General features: G+C 58.0%; 11 protein-coding genes and 1 pseudogene. 5 read left to right on the top strand and 7 right to left on the bottom strand.

Translation table 11 applies throughout. The features are described from left to right. Window positions 1-47 precede the first annotated feature (47 nt). The 4 genes and pseudogenes from LZP73_RS09330 to LZP73_RS09345 all read right to left on the bottom strand — a co-directional run. Window positions 48-1829 (bottom strand): annotated as a pseudogene (locus LZP73_RS09330) (GNAT family N-acyltransferase); the annotation flags it as partial. Further along, window positions 1825-2763 (bottom strand): UDP-2,3-diacylglucosamine diphosphatase, encoded by a 939-nt coding sequence (locus tag LZP73_RS09335; protein ID WP_234234527.1) that lies wholly within the window; start codon window positions 2761-2763, stop codon window positions 1825-1827. The pseudogene LZP73_RS09330 and the gene LZP73_RS09335, both read right to left, overlap by 5 nt. Window positions 2764-2980: 217 nt before the next feature. Continuing rightward, window positions 2981-4258, bottom strand: a complete 1278-nt coding sequence (locus LZP73_RS09340; RefSeq protein ID WP_267960154.1) for a YjiH family protein — start codon at window positions 4256-4258, stop codon at window positions 2981-2983. A 449-nt stretch (window positions 4259-4707) separates the two neighbouring features. Beyond that, window positions 4708-6258, bottom strand: coding sequence for a methyl-accepting chemotaxis protein (locus tag LZP73_RS09345; RefSeq protein WP_442800727.1), 1551 nt, complete (start codon window positions 6256-6258; stop codon window positions 4708-4710). Between the two features lie 420 nt (window positions 6259-6678). Between LZP73_RS09345 and LZP73_RS09350 the strand changes: the two genes are divergently transcribed. Together LZP73_RS09350 and LZP73_RS09355 are read left to right on the top strand one after the other, a co-directional pair. Next, entirely contained in the window at window positions 6679-7521 is an 843-nt protein-coding gene (locus LZP73_RS09350; RefSeq protein ID WP_234234530.1) for an HDOD domain-containing protein, read from the top strand. A 77-nt stretch (window positions 7522-7598) separates the two neighbouring features. Beyond that, window positions 7599-9098: a putative bifunctional diguanylate cyclase/phosphodiesterase gene (locus LZP73_RS09355; protein WP_234234532.1), complete on the top strand. Its 1500-nt coding sequence runs from the start codon at window positions 7599-7601 to the stop codon at window positions 9096-9098. A gap of 8 nt (window positions 9099-9106) precedes the next feature. Here LZP73_RS09355 and LZP73_RS09360 read toward each other — a convergent pair whose 3' ends face one another. From LZP73_RS09360 to LZP73_RS09370, 3 genes are all read right to left on the bottom strand, one after another. After that, on the bottom strand, window positions 9107-9553 hold the full coding sequence (locus LZP73_RS09360) for a thioesterase family protein (protein WP_234234534.1): 447 nt from the start codon (window positions 9551-9553) through the stop codon (window positions 9107-9109). Window positions 9554-9628: 75 nt separating this feature from the next. Then, the gene (locus LZP73_RS09365; RefSeq protein ID WP_442800728.1) at window positions 9629-10426 is read right to left on the bottom strand and encodes a substrate-binding periplasmic protein; all 798 of its coding nucleotides are present in this window, start codon (window positions 10424-10426) and stop codon (window positions 9629-9631) included. A 224-nt stretch (window positions 10427-10650) separates the two neighbouring features. Then, complete coding sequence (locus tag LZP73_RS09370) at window positions 10651-11277, bottom strand: TetR/AcrR family transcriptional regulator (protein WP_234234536.1); 627 nt, start codon at window positions 11275-11277, stop codon at window positions 10651-10653. A 417-nt stretch (window positions 11278-11694) separates the two neighbouring features. On the opposite strand from LZP73_RS09370, the gene LZP73_RS09375 reads away from it, so the two are divergent. The 3 genes from LZP73_RS09375 (at window position 11695) to LZP73_RS09385 (ending at window position 17108) form a co-directional block, all read left to right on the top strand. Further along, entirely contained in the window at window positions 11695-12963 is a 1269-nt protein-coding gene (locus LZP73_RS09375) for an efflux RND transporter periplasmic adaptor subunit (protein ID WP_234234537.1), read from the top strand. 37 nt (window positions 12964-13000) lie between these two features. After that, window positions 13001-16216: an efflux RND transporter permease subunit gene (locus LZP73_RS09380; protein WP_234234539.1), complete on the top strand. Its 3216-nt coding sequence runs from the start codon at window positions 13001-13003 to the stop codon at window positions 16214-16216. A gap of 343 nt (window positions 16217-16559) precedes the next feature. Beyond that, complete coding sequence (locus LZP73_RS09385) at window positions 16560-17108, top strand: HPP family protein (protein WP_234234541.1); 549 nt, start codon at window positions 16560-16562, stop codon at window positions 17106-17108. Window positions 17109-17177 lie beyond the last annotated feature (69 nt).

Genomic DNA, 17177 nt, shown 5'->3' on the forward strand with positions numbered 1-17177 from the left:
GTCGGAGTCACATGCCTGGCCGGGGTAACGGCCAGGCATGGCGCCGCCTAGGCCAAGACTTCCGGCTCCTCGGTCGCCAGATTCAGCTCCGCCAGGTGGCTGTCTATGTAGCGGCTGCGCTTCTTATGCTTGAGTTTGTGGGTATCCACCAACACCAGGCCATCGATACAGTCGCCGAAGTCGACATCGACGCCGAAGGCCAGAAACTGCACCCCCTGCTCCTGGCATAACTCACCGTATTGTTTGTAGAGGGTTGGCACCGCCGCCCCCATGCTGGCCAGCGTCTGCTTCAGTTGTTTGAAATTTTCCTGATAGTCCTCATCCTGGTACAGGGCATCCAGCTTGGCTTTTTGCGCCTCGGACAGGCCGAAGGGCGACATGGATTGCGCCAGTTGGGTCGGGGTGCCGAATTGGCGCTGGTAGAAATGCACCAGCATTTCGCGGGCACTGCCGGGCAGCTGGTTGCTGATGGACACAGGGCCGAACAGATAGCGATACTCAGGATGTTTGCCCAGGAAGGCGCCTATGCCATACCAGAGGTAATCCAGGCTGCGTTTCCCCCAATACTTGGGCTGCACGAAGCTGCGTCCCAGCTCCAGGCCGCGCTCGAAGTAGGGGGCAAACTCGGCCGAATACTGGAACAGGGACTGGCTGTAGAGGGCATTGTCGCCCTGGAGCTCATGCACCTTGGCCGCACTGGCGAAGCGGTAGGCACCGACTATCTCCAGCTCCTGGGGATCCCACAGCACCAAGTGCTGGTAGTAAGGATCGTATTTATCCGTGTCGCGGCGCTTGCCCGTGCCTTCTCCCACGGCACGAAAGGCGATTTCCCTCAGCCTGCCTATCTCGCGCATTATGGGATTCCTGTCCTTATGCTGGTACAGGTAGATCAACTTCTTGTCCTGGGTTTCCCCCAATAATTCACATTGCTGCAGTGCCGCCTGCAACTCGCTGCGGGCCTCGGGGTGGGCGATGGCGCTCTGGGTGGTGAACAGCGGCTTTCTGTCCTTGCCTATGCGGTACAGGTGGTTCTTCAGCAGGCCGACCTTGGTCTTGAGCGGAAAATCGACGCTGCGCACGGCTTCGCTGGGGATCAGCTCGCCGATGCGGATAGGCATGTTGCGTTTGGCCTGTTTGAACATCTCCTTGACCAGCAGCAGGCTGGCCAGGGGCTTGTAGATCATCGAAGCGCCGTAGAAGGTGGCCGAGTTCTTGGCGTCGACGAACATGGGCAGCAGCGGCGCGTTGCAGGAAATGGCCAGTTTGAGGAAGCCGGACTGCCACTGGGTGTCCCTGACGCCGTTGGGGCGCAGCCTGGAGACTTCTCCCGAGGGGAAGATGAGCACGGCGCCTTCGTTGCGCAGATGCTGGCGGATCTTTTCCAGATGCTGCTTGGGGGTGCCGCCCGTCATGTTGCGCACCGGCAGCAGTATGGAGTGCAGCGGCGTCAATGCCATCAGCAGCTCGTTGGCCACCACCTTGATGTCGGGGCGGATCTCACTGATGAGTTTGATCAATGCCAGCGCATCCAGCGAGCCTATGGGGTGATTGGCGAAGATGACGACCCTGCCGTCGCAGGGGATGTTTTCAATTTCGTTGTCCGGCACGGTAAAGCTGAAGTCGAAGCTGGTGAGCACCTGCTCGACGAAGTCGACCCCTTGCAGGTAGGAGAATTGATTGGCTATCTCGTTGCATTGTTTCTCGTTGAGCAGGTAACGCAGCATGGCCTTGGCCGGTTTGGCCAGCCAGGGTTTCTGGTTGATGCCGGGAAGGTTATCTTCGACGACTCTATCTACGGTAAAAATCATGGGGTCCACCTTAGGTTCAGGCTACTTCTTCTTGTGTTGAGGTCGCCTGGGTAGGCATGCTTTTGTGGTCATGGGGGGCGGCACATGGTGCGGCCAGAGTGACGGCCGAGACGATGCGGGTGGTGCCTATGGCTTCGTCCCAGCGCAGCAGTTGCAGCTCCCCCTGGTTGGTTTCGGCCAGCAGGGTGCAGTTTTCTATCCAGTCACCGTCGTTGGCATAGATGAGTTCTTGTTGCAGCGACAACTCTGGCTGGTGGATATGGCCACAGATCACCCCATCGACCCCCTGGCGCCTGGCATAGTCCACCACCGCCTGACGATAGCGCCTGATGGCCTCCTGCGCCTTGCCGACCCTGAGTTTGATGTAGCTGGCCAGCGACCAGTAGGGGTAACCCAGGGGGCCGCGGACCTGATGCAGCTTGCGGTTGAGGAATAACAGCAAATCGTAGAGGTGATCGCCCAGGCGGGCGTAGAAGCGGCCGACACAGACCTGGGAGTCGAATTGATCGCCATGCACCATGAGCAACTGCTTGCCGCTCGAGGTCAGGTGGATATATTCCCGCGCCAGGGCTATGTCCCAGAGTTTGAGATCTGCGTAGGGCTTGAGCAATTCATCGTGGTTGCCGGGAACATAGAGGATGCGGGTGCCGTCGCTTGCCAGTTGCAACAGCCTTTGCAGCACCTGGTTATGACTTTCCGGCCAGTAGATGCGGCGTTTCAACGCCCAGAAGTCTATGATGTCGCCCACCAGATAGATGTGTTTCGCCTGGGTTTGCGCCAGCAATTGCAGCAGGAATTCGGCCTTACAGTCTTTGCAGCCCAGATGTATGTCGGATAGCCAGAGGGCATGATAATGGGTGGTCTTGTTGCCTGGGGCGTGGCCCGCGCCTGCGTCCTGTCGCTGCGTTTTGGGGGGAAATAGGGCCGTTGGATCTTGGGTCCGGGCTAATGTCATCTGTGATCACCTGAGCTAAGGTTTCTGGCTCAAGAGTAGGCATGGGGCTTGACCGATTGATGACAGCAAGATGACGTCTGAATGACATGGAAGAGCGATGACTGCGGCACTGAAGCGCCAGCTGGCCGGCGCTGCGGCTAAGGGGATGGCGGGGAGGTGGCCCAGGTATGGCCTATGGCCATACCTGGGTTCAGCACTAGAAAATCAGGTGCGAACGCTAGAAAATCAGGTGAGCGACACCGGCGATGACGGGCAGGGTCACTAAGGTGCGCAGTATGAACACCACGAACAGCTCGATGAAATTCACCGGGATCTTGCTGCCCAGCAGCAGGGCACCGACTTCGCTCATGTAGATCAGCTGAGTCACGGACAGGGCGGCGATGACGAAACGCGTCATGTCCGACTCTATGCTGCCCGCCAAAATCGAGGGGATGAACATGTCGGCGAAACCTACCACTATGGTCTTGGACGCGGCCGTGGCTTCTGGGATCTGCAGCAGTTCCAGCAAAGGAATGAAAGGCATGCCCAGGTAGTTGAATACCGGGGTATATTCGGCAACGATCAGCGCCACTGTGCCTATGGCCATCACCACAGGTATGATGCCGAACACCATGTCGACCACGGTTTTGATGCCTTCGCTGAGCAGTTGCTTGATGCCACCGGCGCGATCCGCCTTCTGCAGCGCCAGATCGAAGCCCCAGGAAAACACATGATGCCCGGCGGGGATCACTTCATCGTCCACATGGCGCGGGGTTTCATCGACATAGTTGTCTTTCTTCCACGACAGCGGCGGCAGTTTCGGCACTATGATGGCGGCGGCGAAGCCTGCCAGGCAGACTGTCAGGTAGAAAGGCACGAACATATGCCCCAGTTTCACCTGAGAGATGACCACTAGGCTGAAGGTGATGGACACGGCCGAGAAGGTAGTGCCTATGACAGCCGCCTCTCTCTGGGTATAGAAGCGACCTTCGAATTGCTTGCTGGTCAGCAGAATACCGACACTGCCGTCGCCGAGCCAGGAGGCCATGCAGTCGATGGCGCTGCGGCCGGGCAGGTTAAATACCGGGCGCATCACCTTGGTCAACAGGGTGCCGAATAACTCCAGCAGGCCGAAATTGAGCAGCAGCGGCAACAACATACCGGCAAAGATGAACACGGATAACAACACGGGCAAGAGATCGTTCAGCACCAGGGCGCCTGTGCTGGCGGAATGTATGGCCACAGGCCCCAGTCCCAGGTAGGTCATCAGGATGAAGACTGTGCCCAGGCAGCGGATAAAGAACCAGAGTGGGCTGATATTCAGCAAGCCATTGAGAAACTCGTTGTTGAGCACAAATTGGGGTCTGAATATCTTGGTCAGCAACGAGGCCAGGCCAGTGGCTACGACGACGCAGGTGACGACAAGGGTCGCATAGTCACCCAAGGCATTTTGCAGGGCCTTGGAGATGATGGCGATAGGGATAGTCACGGCGCCCTGGTAGCTTACCGGCGTCATGAATAACAGCAGGCCTATCAGGGAAGGAATGATGAAGGTGAGTATCGTCTTTATGTTGCGATGTTGTGCTTGTTCTGCCACCTGTGGTGCACCTTTTATTGGGGGCTGAGTGTTCAGACCTGCGCGCTCGGTGCCGGCTGTATTGGCGTTGCCATGCATGATAATTCACCCCTTGAAACGGAAAGGGGCAAAGATTACCGCCTTAGCCCTGGGATGTAAAACGATTCAGCTCGGGTCGCGAGAGATTTGCCGCCGCAGCATACTTATCTGGGGTTTATGCTTGGTTATTCCGTCGGCAGGAGAGTCGAATAAATCGGCGGTTTTCCCATTGTAATTAGACTGTTAATGGTTAGTGGCTGCGGCTGCCTGTGGCATGGATGCAACTGGGGGCCAGGGAGCCAGGAAGTTGAGCCTGCAGCCGGCCGCAAAACGGCCGGCAGCCCTCTGGCCTAACCGAAGGTATGACGCAATGCCCTGGCTTTATCGGCACTCTGTTGCAGCTCGAGTGCCGCTTCGCCTATCACCTGTGCAGCCGTTAGGTTCTCTGTGCTCAGCTGATTTATATCATTAATATTGTTGCTGATCTCGGCCACTACCTGGGTTTGCTGTTCGGCCGCCACGGCATTTTGCTGGGCGAACGCGTGTATGCCACTGACTTCCTGGTATATGGTGTCTATCTTGCCGGCCGAGGCGAGGATCTCCTGGGCACAGCTATCTGCCTGTTGCCGGCTGAGATCCATTTGTTGTGCCCAGCTGGTGAGCATGGAAAACATCTTATCCAGACTCTTGGAGATGCTTTCGGTCGACAGTTGGGTGCGGCTCGACAGGGCCCGTACCTCATCGGCGACCACGGCAAATCCGCGACCCTGCTCACCGGCCCTGGCCGCTTCTATGGCGGCGTTGAGCGCCAGCAAATTGGTCTGCTCGGCGATGGCGTCGATTTCACCCATGGCGTTGGCGACTTGTTCTGCCTCGATATTCAGCTGTTTGGCGTTGGCGGCCGCATCCGAGACCGCCTGGGCCAGCGCTTCCACGTTATGGGTGTTGGCATGCATGCTGTCGCGACTGTCGATACATAACTTATAGGCGGTTTCTATGCTGTTCGAGGTGCTGTGGGCATTGTGGGCGACCTCTGTGATAGTGCTGCTCATCTGCCCCATGGCCGTGGCTATCTGTTCCAGCTGGTGCTTCTCCCTGTCCAGACTGACGTGGGTCTGTTGGGTGGCGACGACCATCTGATCGGCAATAGAGTGCAACTGGTTGGCTTGATCTTGGGTCCGGCCCAACACGCCCTGCATCTTGGCCTGTTGCATCAGCAGCTGGAAGTCGAGCACCGAGGAGGTGTCGTTGCCGCAATAGATGAAACGACTCACAGAATCGTAATTCTGTTTCAAGGCCATCAGGCGGGCGGGGACACGAAAGGCCTCGTCATAGAAGATGGCCAGATTGAGCGCCATCAAGAGCCCGCCGGCGAGTATGACCTCCCAACCCCAGAAATACCCTGTCAACGCCAGTCCCAAGCCGGCTACCAGCGCCGACAACTGACGTTTTTGCAGCAGCGACAGCGGATCCCGCACCGGCTTGCCTTGGTTCAGGCGTTGGTAAATGCGCTCGGCCCGACTGACTTGGGCGGCCGTGGTCGGCACACGGACGGATTGATAACCGACAATTTGTCCCCCTTCGAACAGGGGAGAGACGAAGGCATCGACCCAATAATAACGGCCATCCTTACAGCGATTCTTGACTATGCCACGCCAGGATTGCCCCGCCTTGAGCTTGTCCCACAGTTCCTTGAAGGCGGCTTTCGGCATCTCTGGATGACGCACCAGATTATGGTTGCTGCCGAGCAGCTCCTGTTGGCTGTAGCCCGAGACCTCGATGAAGCGGGTGTTTACATAGCTGATGACACCACGCTTATCCGTGATGGAGATGAGTTCGTCGCCCTGATTGAGGCGAACTTCCTGATTCAACACTGTGGCATTCCTTTGATTCATAGTCATAATCATCCTGGACAAGGGGTGGTAATGGCTGGGGCCTGCTAATGAGCTAAAGGCATCATCTTCAGCTGTATTTGCCTAACCAGCTGGGGGCGCCTCTATTTGGCTTACAGCTGACGGCACCTTTATCTTAGCGCTGACGGTGCCTTTATCTTACCGCTGACGGTACCTGGGGCGGGCGGCCCGAAAACGGCTATTATCTCCGATCATCGGGATAAAGCCATACCAAGATGCAGTATTACTCATAAAAAATAGGGTTATAGGGATTCAAAGCGCCTGGCGCTGATGCTGTTTCCTTGTGCCTGCCGCCATCCCCGCATCCAGTAGCGGGTTCGATTGCCGATTTTTTGCCCATACCAGCTAGCCACTAGCTGATATACTCGTCAACATAGTTGCAACAGCGAAGCGCTTGATGGAGTCAGAATGTCTACCGAACACCAACTCTTGGTCGGTTTGTTAAAGAAACTCAAAGATGATGCCTTATTACTGCCCACCCTGCCGGAAGTGGCGATGCGGGTGCAGGAGGTCGTTGGCCGCAGCGACTCGGGTCTCAAGCAAGTGGCCGATGTTATTGGTCAGGATGCCGCCATTTCGGCCCGGATCATCAAGGTGGCCAACAGTGCCCTGTTCAGTCGCGGTGTGCCGGTCGACAATATCAACAGCGCCGTGACCCGCATCGGCCTGCAACAGATAAAGACCATAGCCACCTCGGTCGCCATGGAGCAGTTATTCATCTCCACCAACGAAATGGTGTGGGAAGTCATGGATGAAGTCTGGAGCACTTCGATAGAAGTGACGGCCGCCGCCTGTGCCATGTTGCAACTCTACAATGCCAAGCATGGCAACACTGGCTTGAATACGGATACCCTGACCCTGGCCGGGCTGGTTCACAACATAGGCGCCTTGCCTGTGTTGACCGAAGCCGAAGCCCATCCCGAGCTCTTCGGCAGCGTAGATCAGCTGCGTGCCCTGGTGCGCAAGCTGCAAGGGCCATTGGGCCGGGCCGTGCTGAAAAGCTGGGAATTTGCTCCCGAGGTGATGGAAGTGGTCGAGCGCTGGGCCGATCTGCCCTACCTGCCCGAGCAGGTGACTTACCTGGATTTTGTGCGCTGCGCCGCCTTCTATACCGGCGAGCTCAGGACAGGGGGCGAACTCGAGTCGCGCCTGGCCCCCTTCATCCAACGTGGCTTGCCGGTTTCCGCCAACGAACTGGCTGGCGCCGAGTTTCTGGATAAGTTTAACTCCATCAAGCAAAGCTATGAATAAGTTGAATTAACCCACCCACGGCCGAGTGCCGAGACTGGAGGCATGCGAGTGAGCCATAGGATTAGCAGAGGCAGGCCATGACTGGCCAACTGTGGTGGCCGGGTGCACTCGCCGGCATACTGACGGCACTCCTTGGGCTCTGGCTGTGGCAGCTACTGAGGCGGCGACGCTTTCTCGCCGAGCTGCAACGCCAGCTGGCGCAGCAACAGCATCTGCACCTGCCACTGAATATCTCTCCCGTTCCCGCGGCTTTTCAGCCCCTGTACCAGAGCCTGAGCGAACTGCTGCTGAGCCTGCCCGAAGACATCACCCGCGACAGGTTGACCGGGCTGGCCAACAGAGTCGGCTTTAAACGTTATACCTGTGCCTCCATGCCCCTGACCCGGGGGGCGCTGGTGTTGATCGATGTACACAGGTTCAGGTATGTCAACGATCTGCTGGGCTTCGCCTTCGGTGACGAGTTGCTGCGGCTGTTTTCCCAGAGACTGCAGCATCTGAAACAGGCACCCAGCTTCATCAGCCGGATGAATGGCGATGAGTTTCTGCTGTATTACGATACCCAGGTGGATGAGGCGCAGCTGCATAAGCTCAAGGGGCGGATGCAGGTGCCTTTCGACGTCAAGGGCACCCCCATAGCCATCAAGGTGCACATAGGCTTGCTCGACTTGGGACAACACCATGCGGATCTGAGCCAGATGCTGCGCCGGCTGGATCTGGCATTGAAGAAGGCCAGGAATGCCAGGGATGGGGTGGCCAGCTACGGTTCGGGCGACGACCTGGTACATCAGCGGGAATTACAGTTGATCAGCAGCCTGCCCAAGGACTTGCAGCTGGATAGGCTGCACATGGTGTATCAGCCCAAGTTGGCCCTGAGTTCGGGGCGTTGCACCCAGATGGAGGCCTTGATCCGCTGGGAACATGGCTCGCTGGGCACAGTGTCGCCGGCCGAGTTTATCCCCCTGGCCGAGTATGCCGGCATGATAGATCTGGTCAGCAAGTGGGCGCTGGAGCAAGTACTGGCGCAGCAAGCCGCATGGCGCCTGGCAGGGCTAACGTTTCAGGTGGCGCTCAATCTTTCCACCAGTGATCTGGACAACGACGGCCTGGCCGAAGAGATAGCGGCTCGGCTGGAACATTACCGGTTGCCGGCCGATGCCCTGGTGATAGAGATCACCGAGAGCACCCTGATGACAGATCTGCAGCGGGCGCTGACCACCTTGCATCAATTGCGTGCCATAGGCGTCAGGTTGGCGATCGATGACTTCGGCACTGGGCATTCTTCGCTGGCTTATCTCAAGCATCTGCCCGTCGATGAGGTCAAGATAGACAAGGCCTTCCTCGAAGACTTGCTGGTGGATGAACAGGCGGCCCACATCATGGGCGCCAGCATCAGCCTGGCGAAGAAACTGGGGTTCGAGGTCACGGTCGAAGGGGTGGAGACCAAGGCGGTGCGGGATGCGCTGCAGGTCATGGGCGCGGATGTCATTCAGGGGGATTTCTTCGCCCCCCCAATGACGGCATCCGAGCTGGAGGGCAGTTGGCCACAGCTGCAGGCGCGCGCGGCAAACAAAGACTAGTTCGGCGGCTATAACCCGGGCGGCGCTGCGAAATCCTGGCTGAGGCTGTGCAACAGGGCCTCCGGCATGGGGCATAGCCGGCGCTGGCTATCCATACACACCATCTCTATGGTGGCGCTGACGGCGGCTTTCTTGCCGCCTTCGCGCCAGATCTCCTGCAACCAAACCGTGCGGTACTTGCTTTCGAAATAGAAGCGGGTTCGTACCTGAACCAGATCGGCAAACTCGACGCCTTCGAGGCAGAGCATCTCCGTCTTATACACGGCGAAGCCCAATTGCTGCTCATGCCAGAGTCGGCTCAGCACCCCGGCTCCTATCACATGTTCCCTGGCCCGTTCGAAATACTTAAGAAAGTTGGGGTGATACACGACCCCGGAGAAATCCGTATCTTCGTAGTAAATCTGCACATTGTGACAATAGTCCGGGCTGTAGTGGGGTGAGGCGTTATTCGGCATAGGTTTAGATCTAGGTTACTTCCGTATCCTGCAAGGGCAGGTGAGTGGTTCAGGCCTGTGGTGTACACAGGCGCCTTAGGGACGGCCGAGCGGGCCCAATTGTGCCAGCAACTTGGCGTATTCTCCGTTCTGTTGCAATTCTGTCAGGCCGAGATCCAGCTGTTGCGCCAGGGTCTTTGCGGCCGGATTCTGTTTCGAAAACGCCAGGAAGATATCGCTGCTGTGGTTGGCGAAGGCCGGCACTATCTCGTCGGCGACCCCCATAAGTTGCAGCTGCTCCCGGGCGACGGCGTCATACATGATGGCGCCATGGATCCTGCCTATCAAGAGCAAGTTGATCAGCTGTTGCTGATTATCCACCTTGACGAGTTGCAGCTGGGTCAGTTTGGCCAGCTCATCACCGTATTCATAGCCGCTAATTATGCCTATCACAGTGCCCTTGGGCAGCGACCATTTATCCTTGGCAGCCAGTCGTTTATCCACCTTATGGTAGAAGGAGGCACTGGCGGTAAACAAGGGCCGCTCCCCGAAGACGAAACGCGTCCGGGTGCTGCTTTGACGGGCAACATTGAAGACACCGTCAACATTGCCTTTCTCGGCCATCATCATGGCCCTCTGATAGGGCACCACCAGGCTTTCGACCTCGATCCCGCGCCGTCCGAAAGCCGCGGCAATCAGCCGGTGAGACAGGCCATGGCCCAGGTCATCGGCGAAGGGCGGCCAGCTGTCTTCGGCGGCTAACATGAGTTTGGCTGGCAGCGGCGCCGCCGTAACAGCTATCGCTTCTCCGGCCTGTGACAAGCACCATGGCTGAAAAAATATCACTGCCAAATGGAGTAAAAACACTATGCGTTTCATCGTCATCCCTATCATGAATATCCCTGCCAGAGTCGCGGCCGGCCTATCATACCTCAGTCTCATACCTCAGTCACCGCCGGGATATCGTATGTCGCCGTCGCTTTCGATCCAGTGTAAATTTGCCTGGGAAGCTGGGAAGCCGAGAAGAGGAAAGGGCGCCGAGGTAAGCCGCATGCTGTGGCCTGAGCCTGGCCACAGCAACTCGCGACTTAGACTATGTCACATGGGCTGTGGCTGGCTTAAGCGCTCGGCTCAGGGCGGCGCGGGAAGTTGCTCAAGGCCAGTCGCGCCACTTGCAGCAGGTCGTCGCTGCTGACGCCATGGGTTGCCTGAATGGCCATGCCCTGCAGCACAGTCCCTATGTAGCGTGCCAGGACCTTGGGATTGATATCGGCAGGCAGATCTCCCTCTTGCTGGGCTGCCTCGAAACGTTGGAATAGGGCCTGTTCACCTTCGCGCCTGCGGGTGATCAGTGCCTGCTTCACCGAGGCGGCGGCTTCGCTGCAGGAGAGGGCTCCCTGCACCACCAGGCAGCCCTGGGGCAGGCTGCTGTCAGCATAGCTCCTGGCGGCGCCATAAAGCATGAATTCGGCCACGGCCAGCGCCGTCGGTTGTGTCAGCGCCGGATAGAAGAAGGCGCAGGGGCGGTTCTCATAGAGTTCTATCGCCTTGAGAAATAACTGCTCTTTGTTACCGAAGGCGGCATATAGGCTGGGTTTGTTGATCCCCATGGCCTCGGTCAAATCCGTTAACGAGGTGCCTTCATAACCCTTGCGCCAAAAAACGCCAAGGGCTTGCTCCAGTGCTTGATCTATGTCGAAACAACGTGGACGCCCGACGCTTGGGGGGCAGTTGGCTGCTGACATTCTATGGCTCCTCTGTTCTAAAGTGCCCATAGGATAAACACTGGTTTTACCCCTGTCCATCTATTGGCACATCTAATGAAAGCCCCTGATTGGCTGCTTTCACTCCGCTCGGGCACATTCCCTGACGGCTGTCGTCAGTCTCGTCTTGGGCACATCCTATGCTGACAAATCGGCATCAGCCGACTTTGGGAATTAAATCCTTACTCCTGGTCAGGTTATCCCCGGCCTGTCTGGCCTGTCAATTTAATTTCATACTACTCGGTATAAAATTCGTTGACAGAAATATTTTAGGCTATATATTACCGTTCGGTACAGAACTTTTTTACCGCTTGGTACATATATGCCGAGGGGCAAGATTGACGTAATGAATCCGGGGAAGACAGAGACGTGCCCCGACAGCGAACTGAGGATATGACTATGAGCAATACACACTTTCGACATCTTGTCTTAGCCGGGGCGGCCCTGGTCCTGAGCGCTTGTAGTCAGCCACAGGCGGAGCAGGCTGGCCAACAGGCGCTGCCTCAGGTGGACGTCGCCCAAGTGATCCAGGAGCGCATCACAGAATGGGATGAGTTTACCGGTCGCTTGCAGGCGCCGGAAACCGTGACCCTGGTGCCCAGGGTATCTGGGTATATCCAGGAGGTGCACTTCAAGGAAGGCGCCATGGTGGAAGCCGGCGAGCTCTTATTCCAGATAGATCCCAACGCCTTCATTGCCGAAGTGCAACGCCTGAGCGCCGAATTGACCAGTGCCCAAACCGCACAGCAACTGGCTGCCAACGATTTCGAGCGGGCGAACAAGCTCTTCGGTCATAACGCAGTGTCGGCAGAATTGCTCGACTCACGTCTGGCCCATAAACGCCAAACCGCGGCGGCGGTGGCTTCGGTGCAGGCGGCGCTGGACAAGGCCAAGTTGGACCTGTCTTACACTAAGGTCACGGCGCCGATAGCGGGCCGGGTGTCTTACGCTCTGGTGACGGCGGGCAACTATGTCAGCGCCGGCCAGAGTCAGCTGACCCGTCTGGTATCGACCGCCAACATGCATGCCTATTTCGATGTCGATGAGCAGACATACCTCAAATACGCCCGTTTAACGGCCCAGGGCAAGTTGGCCGACAAGCGCGACGGTGGCAATCCTGTGTACATGGCGCTGGCCAACGACAGCGACTTCAACTACGTGGGCAAGGTCGATTTCGTCGACAATGCCGTCGATCAGCGCACGGGTACCATCAGGGTCAGGGCCAGTTTCGACAACAGAGACAATCTGCTGTTGCCCGGTCTGTTTGCCCGCATCCGTGTGGCGGGCAGTGCCAGCTATGATGCCGTGTTGATCGATGACAAGGCCATAGGCACAGATCTCAACAACAAGTTTGTACTCCTGGTCAATGAACAGAATCAACTCGAATACCGCGGGGTCACCCTGGGGGAGAAGGTCAGGGGCCTGAGGATCATCAGCCAGGGCTTGAGCGCTAACGATCGCATAGTGGTCAAGGGCCTGCAGCGGGTGCGCCCCAAGATGCAGGTCGAGCCCAAGCCGGTGGCTATGGCCGCACCCGAGCAGCTGGAGTCCTTGCGTTCACAACAGGTGCTGTTGGACAAGAGCCAGGACGACGAAGTGGCGGAAGTGAGCACGGCTGCGGCGCATGGGGTCCAAGCTTCAGGCAACGCCAGGGCCAGCCGCGGCTAAGGCCGCAGTAGCAAATTAGACGAGTTAAGGAAAGGCCATGTTTTCGCAATTCTTCATCAAGAGACCGATATTTGCGGCAGTGATCTCCCTGCTGTTCTTTATCACTGGGGCCATCGCCGTCTGGCAATTGCCCATCACAGAATACCCGGAAGTGGTACCGCCGACGGTAGTGGTAACGGCCAACTATCCAGGCGCCAACCCCAAGGTGATCGCCGAGACGGTGGCCTCGCCGCTGGAGCAGGAAATCAACGGCGTCGAAGACATGCTGTACATGTCTTCCCAGGCGACCTCGGATGGCCGCATGACGCTCACCATCACCTTCGCCATAGGCACGGATGTGGACAGGGCGCAGACCCAGGTGCAGAGCCGCGTCGACAGGGCCAAGCCGCGTTTGCCACAGGAAGTGCAGCGTCTGGGGATAGTGACTGAGAAGTCGTCGCCGGATCTCACCATGGTGGTGCATCTGACCTCACCGGATCAACGCTATGACATGCTGTACCTGTCCAACTATGCGGCGCTCAATGTCAAAGACGAGCTGGCGCGTATCGAAGGGGTAGGTGCCGTGCGTCTGTTCGGCGCCGGTGAATACAGCCTGCGCATCTGGCTGGATCCCAACAAGGTGTCGGCCCTCGGACTGGCGCCCCAGGACATAGTCAATGCGGTGCGTGAGCAGAACCAACAGGCGGCGGCCGGCAGTCTCGGCGCCCAGCCCAGCGGCAACGCCGACTTCCAGTTGCTGATCAACGTCAAGGGTCGTCTCACCGAGCTGTCTGAGTTCGAAGACATCATCATCAATGTCGGCCCCCAGGGGCAGATCACCCGCCTCAAGGATGTGGCCAGGGTCGAACTCGGCGCTTCTACCTATGCGCTGCGCTCCCTGCTGGATAACCAGGATGCCGTGGCTATTCCCGTGTTCCAGGCCTCGGGCTCCAATGCGATTCAGATCTCCGACGATGTCCGTGCCAAGATGGCCGAACTGGCGCAAAATTTTCCCGAGGGACTGGAATATTCCATCGTCTATGATCCGACGGTATTCGTGCGCGGCTCCATCGAAGCCGTAGTCAAGACGCTGCTGGAAGCCGTGCTGCTGGTGGTGCTGGTGGTGGTGCTGTTTCTGCAAACCTGGCGTGCCTCCATCATTCCTCTGGTGGCCGTGCCCGTGTCTCTGGTCGGCACCTTCGCCTTCATGCACCTGTTCGGCTTCTCGCTCAACGCCCTGTCGCTGTTCGGCCTGGTGTTGGCGATAGGCATAGTAGTGGACGATGCCATAGTGGTGGTCGAGAACGTCGAGCGCAATATCGCCTCGGGTTTGAGCCCGGTGGCGGCGACCCAGAAGGCGATGAAGGAAGTGACAGGGCCCATAGTGGCCACCACTCTGGTGCTGGCGGCTGTGTTCATCCCCACGGCCTTCATGTCGGGGCTGACGGGTCAGTTCTACATGCAGTTCGCCCTGACGATCACCATCTCGACCTTCATCTCGGCGATCAACTCCCTGACCCTGAGCCCGGCGCTGTCGGCCCTGTTGCTCAAGGAGCATGATGCCCCCAAGGACGCTCTGACCCGGCTGATGGACAAGTTGCTCGGTGGCTGGCTGTTTGCCCCCTTCAACCGTTTATTCAACCGCGCCTCCAGCGGCTATGGTTTCCTGGTACGCAAGGTGATCCGCTTCGGTGGCATCATAGGCCTGGTGTATCTGGGGCTGGTGGCCCTGACCGGGGTGCAGTTTGCCAACACCCCGACCGGCTATGTGCCAGGCCAGGATAAGCAGTACCTGGTGGCCTTCGCGCAATTGCCCGATGCCGCCTCCCTGGACAGAACCGAGAGCGTGATCAAGCGCATGTCGACCCTGGCCCTGGAGCATCCTGGGGTCGAGCACTCGGTGGCTTTCCCCGGGCTCAGCATCAACGGCTTCGTCAACAGTCCCAACTCGGGCATAGTATTCGTTGCCCTGAAAGATTTTAAAGAGCGTCGCAGTCCATCCCAGTCGGCGGCAGCCATCGCCGCCCAGCTGAACCAGCAGTTTGCCGGTATTCAGGACGCTTTCATTGCCATCTTCCCGCCGCCACCTGTGCAAGGCCTCGGCACCATAGGAGGGTTCCGTCTGCAAATTCAGGACAGAGCCAACCTGGGTTATGAGGCCTTGTATCAGGTGACCCAACAAGTGATGTACAAGGCCTGGGCGACGCCCGAGCTGGCCGGAGTCTTCTCCAGCTATCAGGTCAATGTGCCTCAACTGGATTTGGATGTAGATCGAACCAAAGCGAAACAGCAAGGGGTATCGCTCGATCGTGTCTTCCAGACCCTACAGACCTATATGGGCTCGACCTATGTCAACGATTTCAATCGCTTCGGTCGTACCTATCAGGTCAATATGCAAGCCGATGAGAGCTTCAGGCAGAGTCCGGAGCAGATAGGCCAGCTGAAGGTGCGCAACCTCGAGGGTGACATGATCCCCCTGGGTTCCTTCATCAAGGTGTCTCAGTCCTCTGGGCCGGACAGGGTGATGCATTACAACGGTTTTACCACCGCCGAGCTCAACGGTGGCCCGGCCATGGGTGTCAGCTCGGGTGAGGCCCAGGCGGCGATCGAGAAGATCCTGGCCGAGACCCTGCCCAATGGCATGACCTATGAGTGGACCGAGTTGACTTACCAGCAGATATTGGCGGGCAATACCGGCTTGCTGGTGTTCCCTCTGGTGATCATCCTGGTGTTCATGGTGTTGGCGGCCCAGTACGAGAGCCTGAGTCTGCCACTGGCGATCATTCTCATCATCCCCATGACGCTCTTGTCCGCCCTCAGTGGGGTGCTCATCTATGGCGGCGACAACAACATCTTCACCCAGATAGGCCTGATAGTGCTGGTGGGGCTGGCGACCAAGAACGCCATCCTGATAGTCGAGTTCGCCAAGGAGAAGCAAGATCACGGCCTGTCGACCATGGATGCCATATTGGAAGCGGCCAGGTTGCGACTCAGACCCATACTCATGACGTCCATCGCCTTCATCATGGGGGTAGTGCCCATGGTATTTTCCAGTGGCGCCGGCGCCGAGATGCGCCAGGCCATGGGGGTAGCGGTATTCGCCGGCATGATAGGGGTGACCGTATTCGGCCTGATACTGACACCTCTGTTCTACCATGCCCTGGCCAAACGCGGTGAACGCCGCGCCGCCGGGAACCTGGCTGACGGGCCAGCTGCAGTGACAGAGCCGCATCCCGCGCCTGGGTTAGCATCCAGGTCCGGCACTCTGAGATAATTTACACCTCATCTTGCCCTGCACATTTTAGTGGCAGCCTGGGTTCCCCGACTCAGGCTTTTTTTTGTGTGTGGCCGCCGTTGCCGCATCCATAGCTGCAATACCAGTCGTTGCCATTCAGCCGCTGCAATCCAGCACCGAGATCCCCTGGCAGGCACTCTCTATGCCTGAGCCATGGCTCCTGTATCAGTCCTTGTGTCAGCCCCGGAAAGCCAGAGCCGAATTTGTGGTCTCAGCTTGATGTCGGTCATTAGAGTCCTGGGATCTTCTGTTGTAGAATGCCCGGCCGTAGCGCCGCTGGGCCGGCGGAGAAGGCGAATCATTGATTGAGGTCGTACAATAAATGAAACTTTATTTTAAGCGCATGAAGCCCAAGGCGGTATGCCCGCCGCGAAAACCCCTGAAGAAAATTGTCTGGTCATGGGTCGGCGCCTTCGCCGGTATCTATCTGGTGGCGAGCCTGGGTGACTGGCTGAGCACGGGTGGCGTCGGGCAAATGTTTGTCATCGGCTCCTTCGGCGCTTCGGCCGTGCTGCTCTATGGCGCTCCCCTGGCGGAATTTTCCCAGCCGCGCAATTTAGTCTTAGGCAATCTGCTCTCCGCCGCCCTGGGGGTGAGCGTCTATCAGCTCTGTGGCGATAACCTCATTTTCGCCTCGGCCCTGGCGGTATCCCTGGCGATAGCCGCCATGCACCTGAGCCGTACCATGCATCCCCCCGGAGGGGCCGCGGCGCTGATCGCCGTGATAGGCGGCGACGGGGTGCATGAGTTGGGCTATCTCTACCCACTCACCCCAGTGCTGGCAGGCTCGCTGGCTCTCTTGCTGGTGGCACTGTTGGTCAACAATCTCTCCACCAATCCCAAGCGCCATTACCCCGTCTATTGGTGGTAATAGGCTGCCCCAACAGCTTCTCGCTATCAGCGAGTCTGTTATTTCCCTGTTGTTTAGGGGGAACCATGG

Origin of the sequence: Shewanella sp. AS16, assembly GCF_021412365.1 — a bacterium.
In the GTDB taxonomy this organism is placed as follows: Bacteria; Pseudomonadota; Gammaproteobacteria; order Enterobacterales; family Shewanellaceae; genus Shewanella; species Shewanella salipaludis.

What these genes read in the sequence shown, in the direction of transcription:
- LZP73_RS09335 (WP_234234527.1), bottom strand. Translation starts at nt 2,763, where the DNA reads ATGACATTAGCCCGGACCCAAGATCCAACGGCCCTATTTCCCCCCAAA.
- LZP73_RS09340 (WP_267960154.1), bottom strand. Translation starts at nt 4,258, where the DNA reads ATGACGCCGGTAAGCTACCAGGGCGCCGTGACTATCCCTATCGCCATC.
- LZP73_RS09345 (WP_442800727.1), bottom strand. Translation starts at nt 6,258, where the DNA reads ATGACTATGAATCAAAGGAATGCCACAGTGTTGAATCAGGAAGTTCGC.
- LZP73_RS09350 (WP_234234530.1), top strand. Translation starts at nt 6,679, where the DNA reads ATGTCTACCGAACACCAACTCTTGGTCGGTTTGTTAAAGAAACTCAAA.
- LZP73_RS09355 (WP_234234532.1), top strand. Translation starts at nt 7,599, where the DNA reads ATGACTGGCCAACTGTGGTGGCCGGGTGCACTCGCCGGCATACTGACG.
- LZP73_RS09360 (WP_234234534.1), bottom strand. Translation starts at nt 9,553, where the DNA reads ATGCCGAATAACGCCTCACCCCACTACAGCCCGGACTATTGTCACAAT.
- LZP73_RS09365 (WP_442800728.1), bottom strand. Translation starts at nt 10,426, where the DNA reads ATGATAGGGATGACGATGAAACGCATAGTGTTTTTACTCCATTTGGCA.
- LZP73_RS09370 (WP_234234536.1), bottom strand. Translation starts at nt 11,277, where the DNA reads ATGTCAGCAGCCAACTGCCCCCCAAGCGTCGGGCGTCCACGTTGTTTC.
- LZP73_RS09375 (WP_234234537.1), top strand. Translation starts at nt 11,695, where the DNA reads ATGAGCAATACACACTTTCGACATCTTGTCTTAGCCGGGGCGGCCCTG.
- LZP73_RS09380 (WP_234234539.1), top strand. Translation starts at nt 13,001, where the DNA reads ATGTTTTCGCAATTCTTCATCAAGAGACCGATATTTGCGGCAGTGATC.
- LZP73_RS09385 (WP_234234541.1), top strand. Translation starts at nt 16,560, where the DNA reads ATGAAACTTTATTTTAAGCGCATGAAGCCCAAGGCGGTATGCCCGCCG.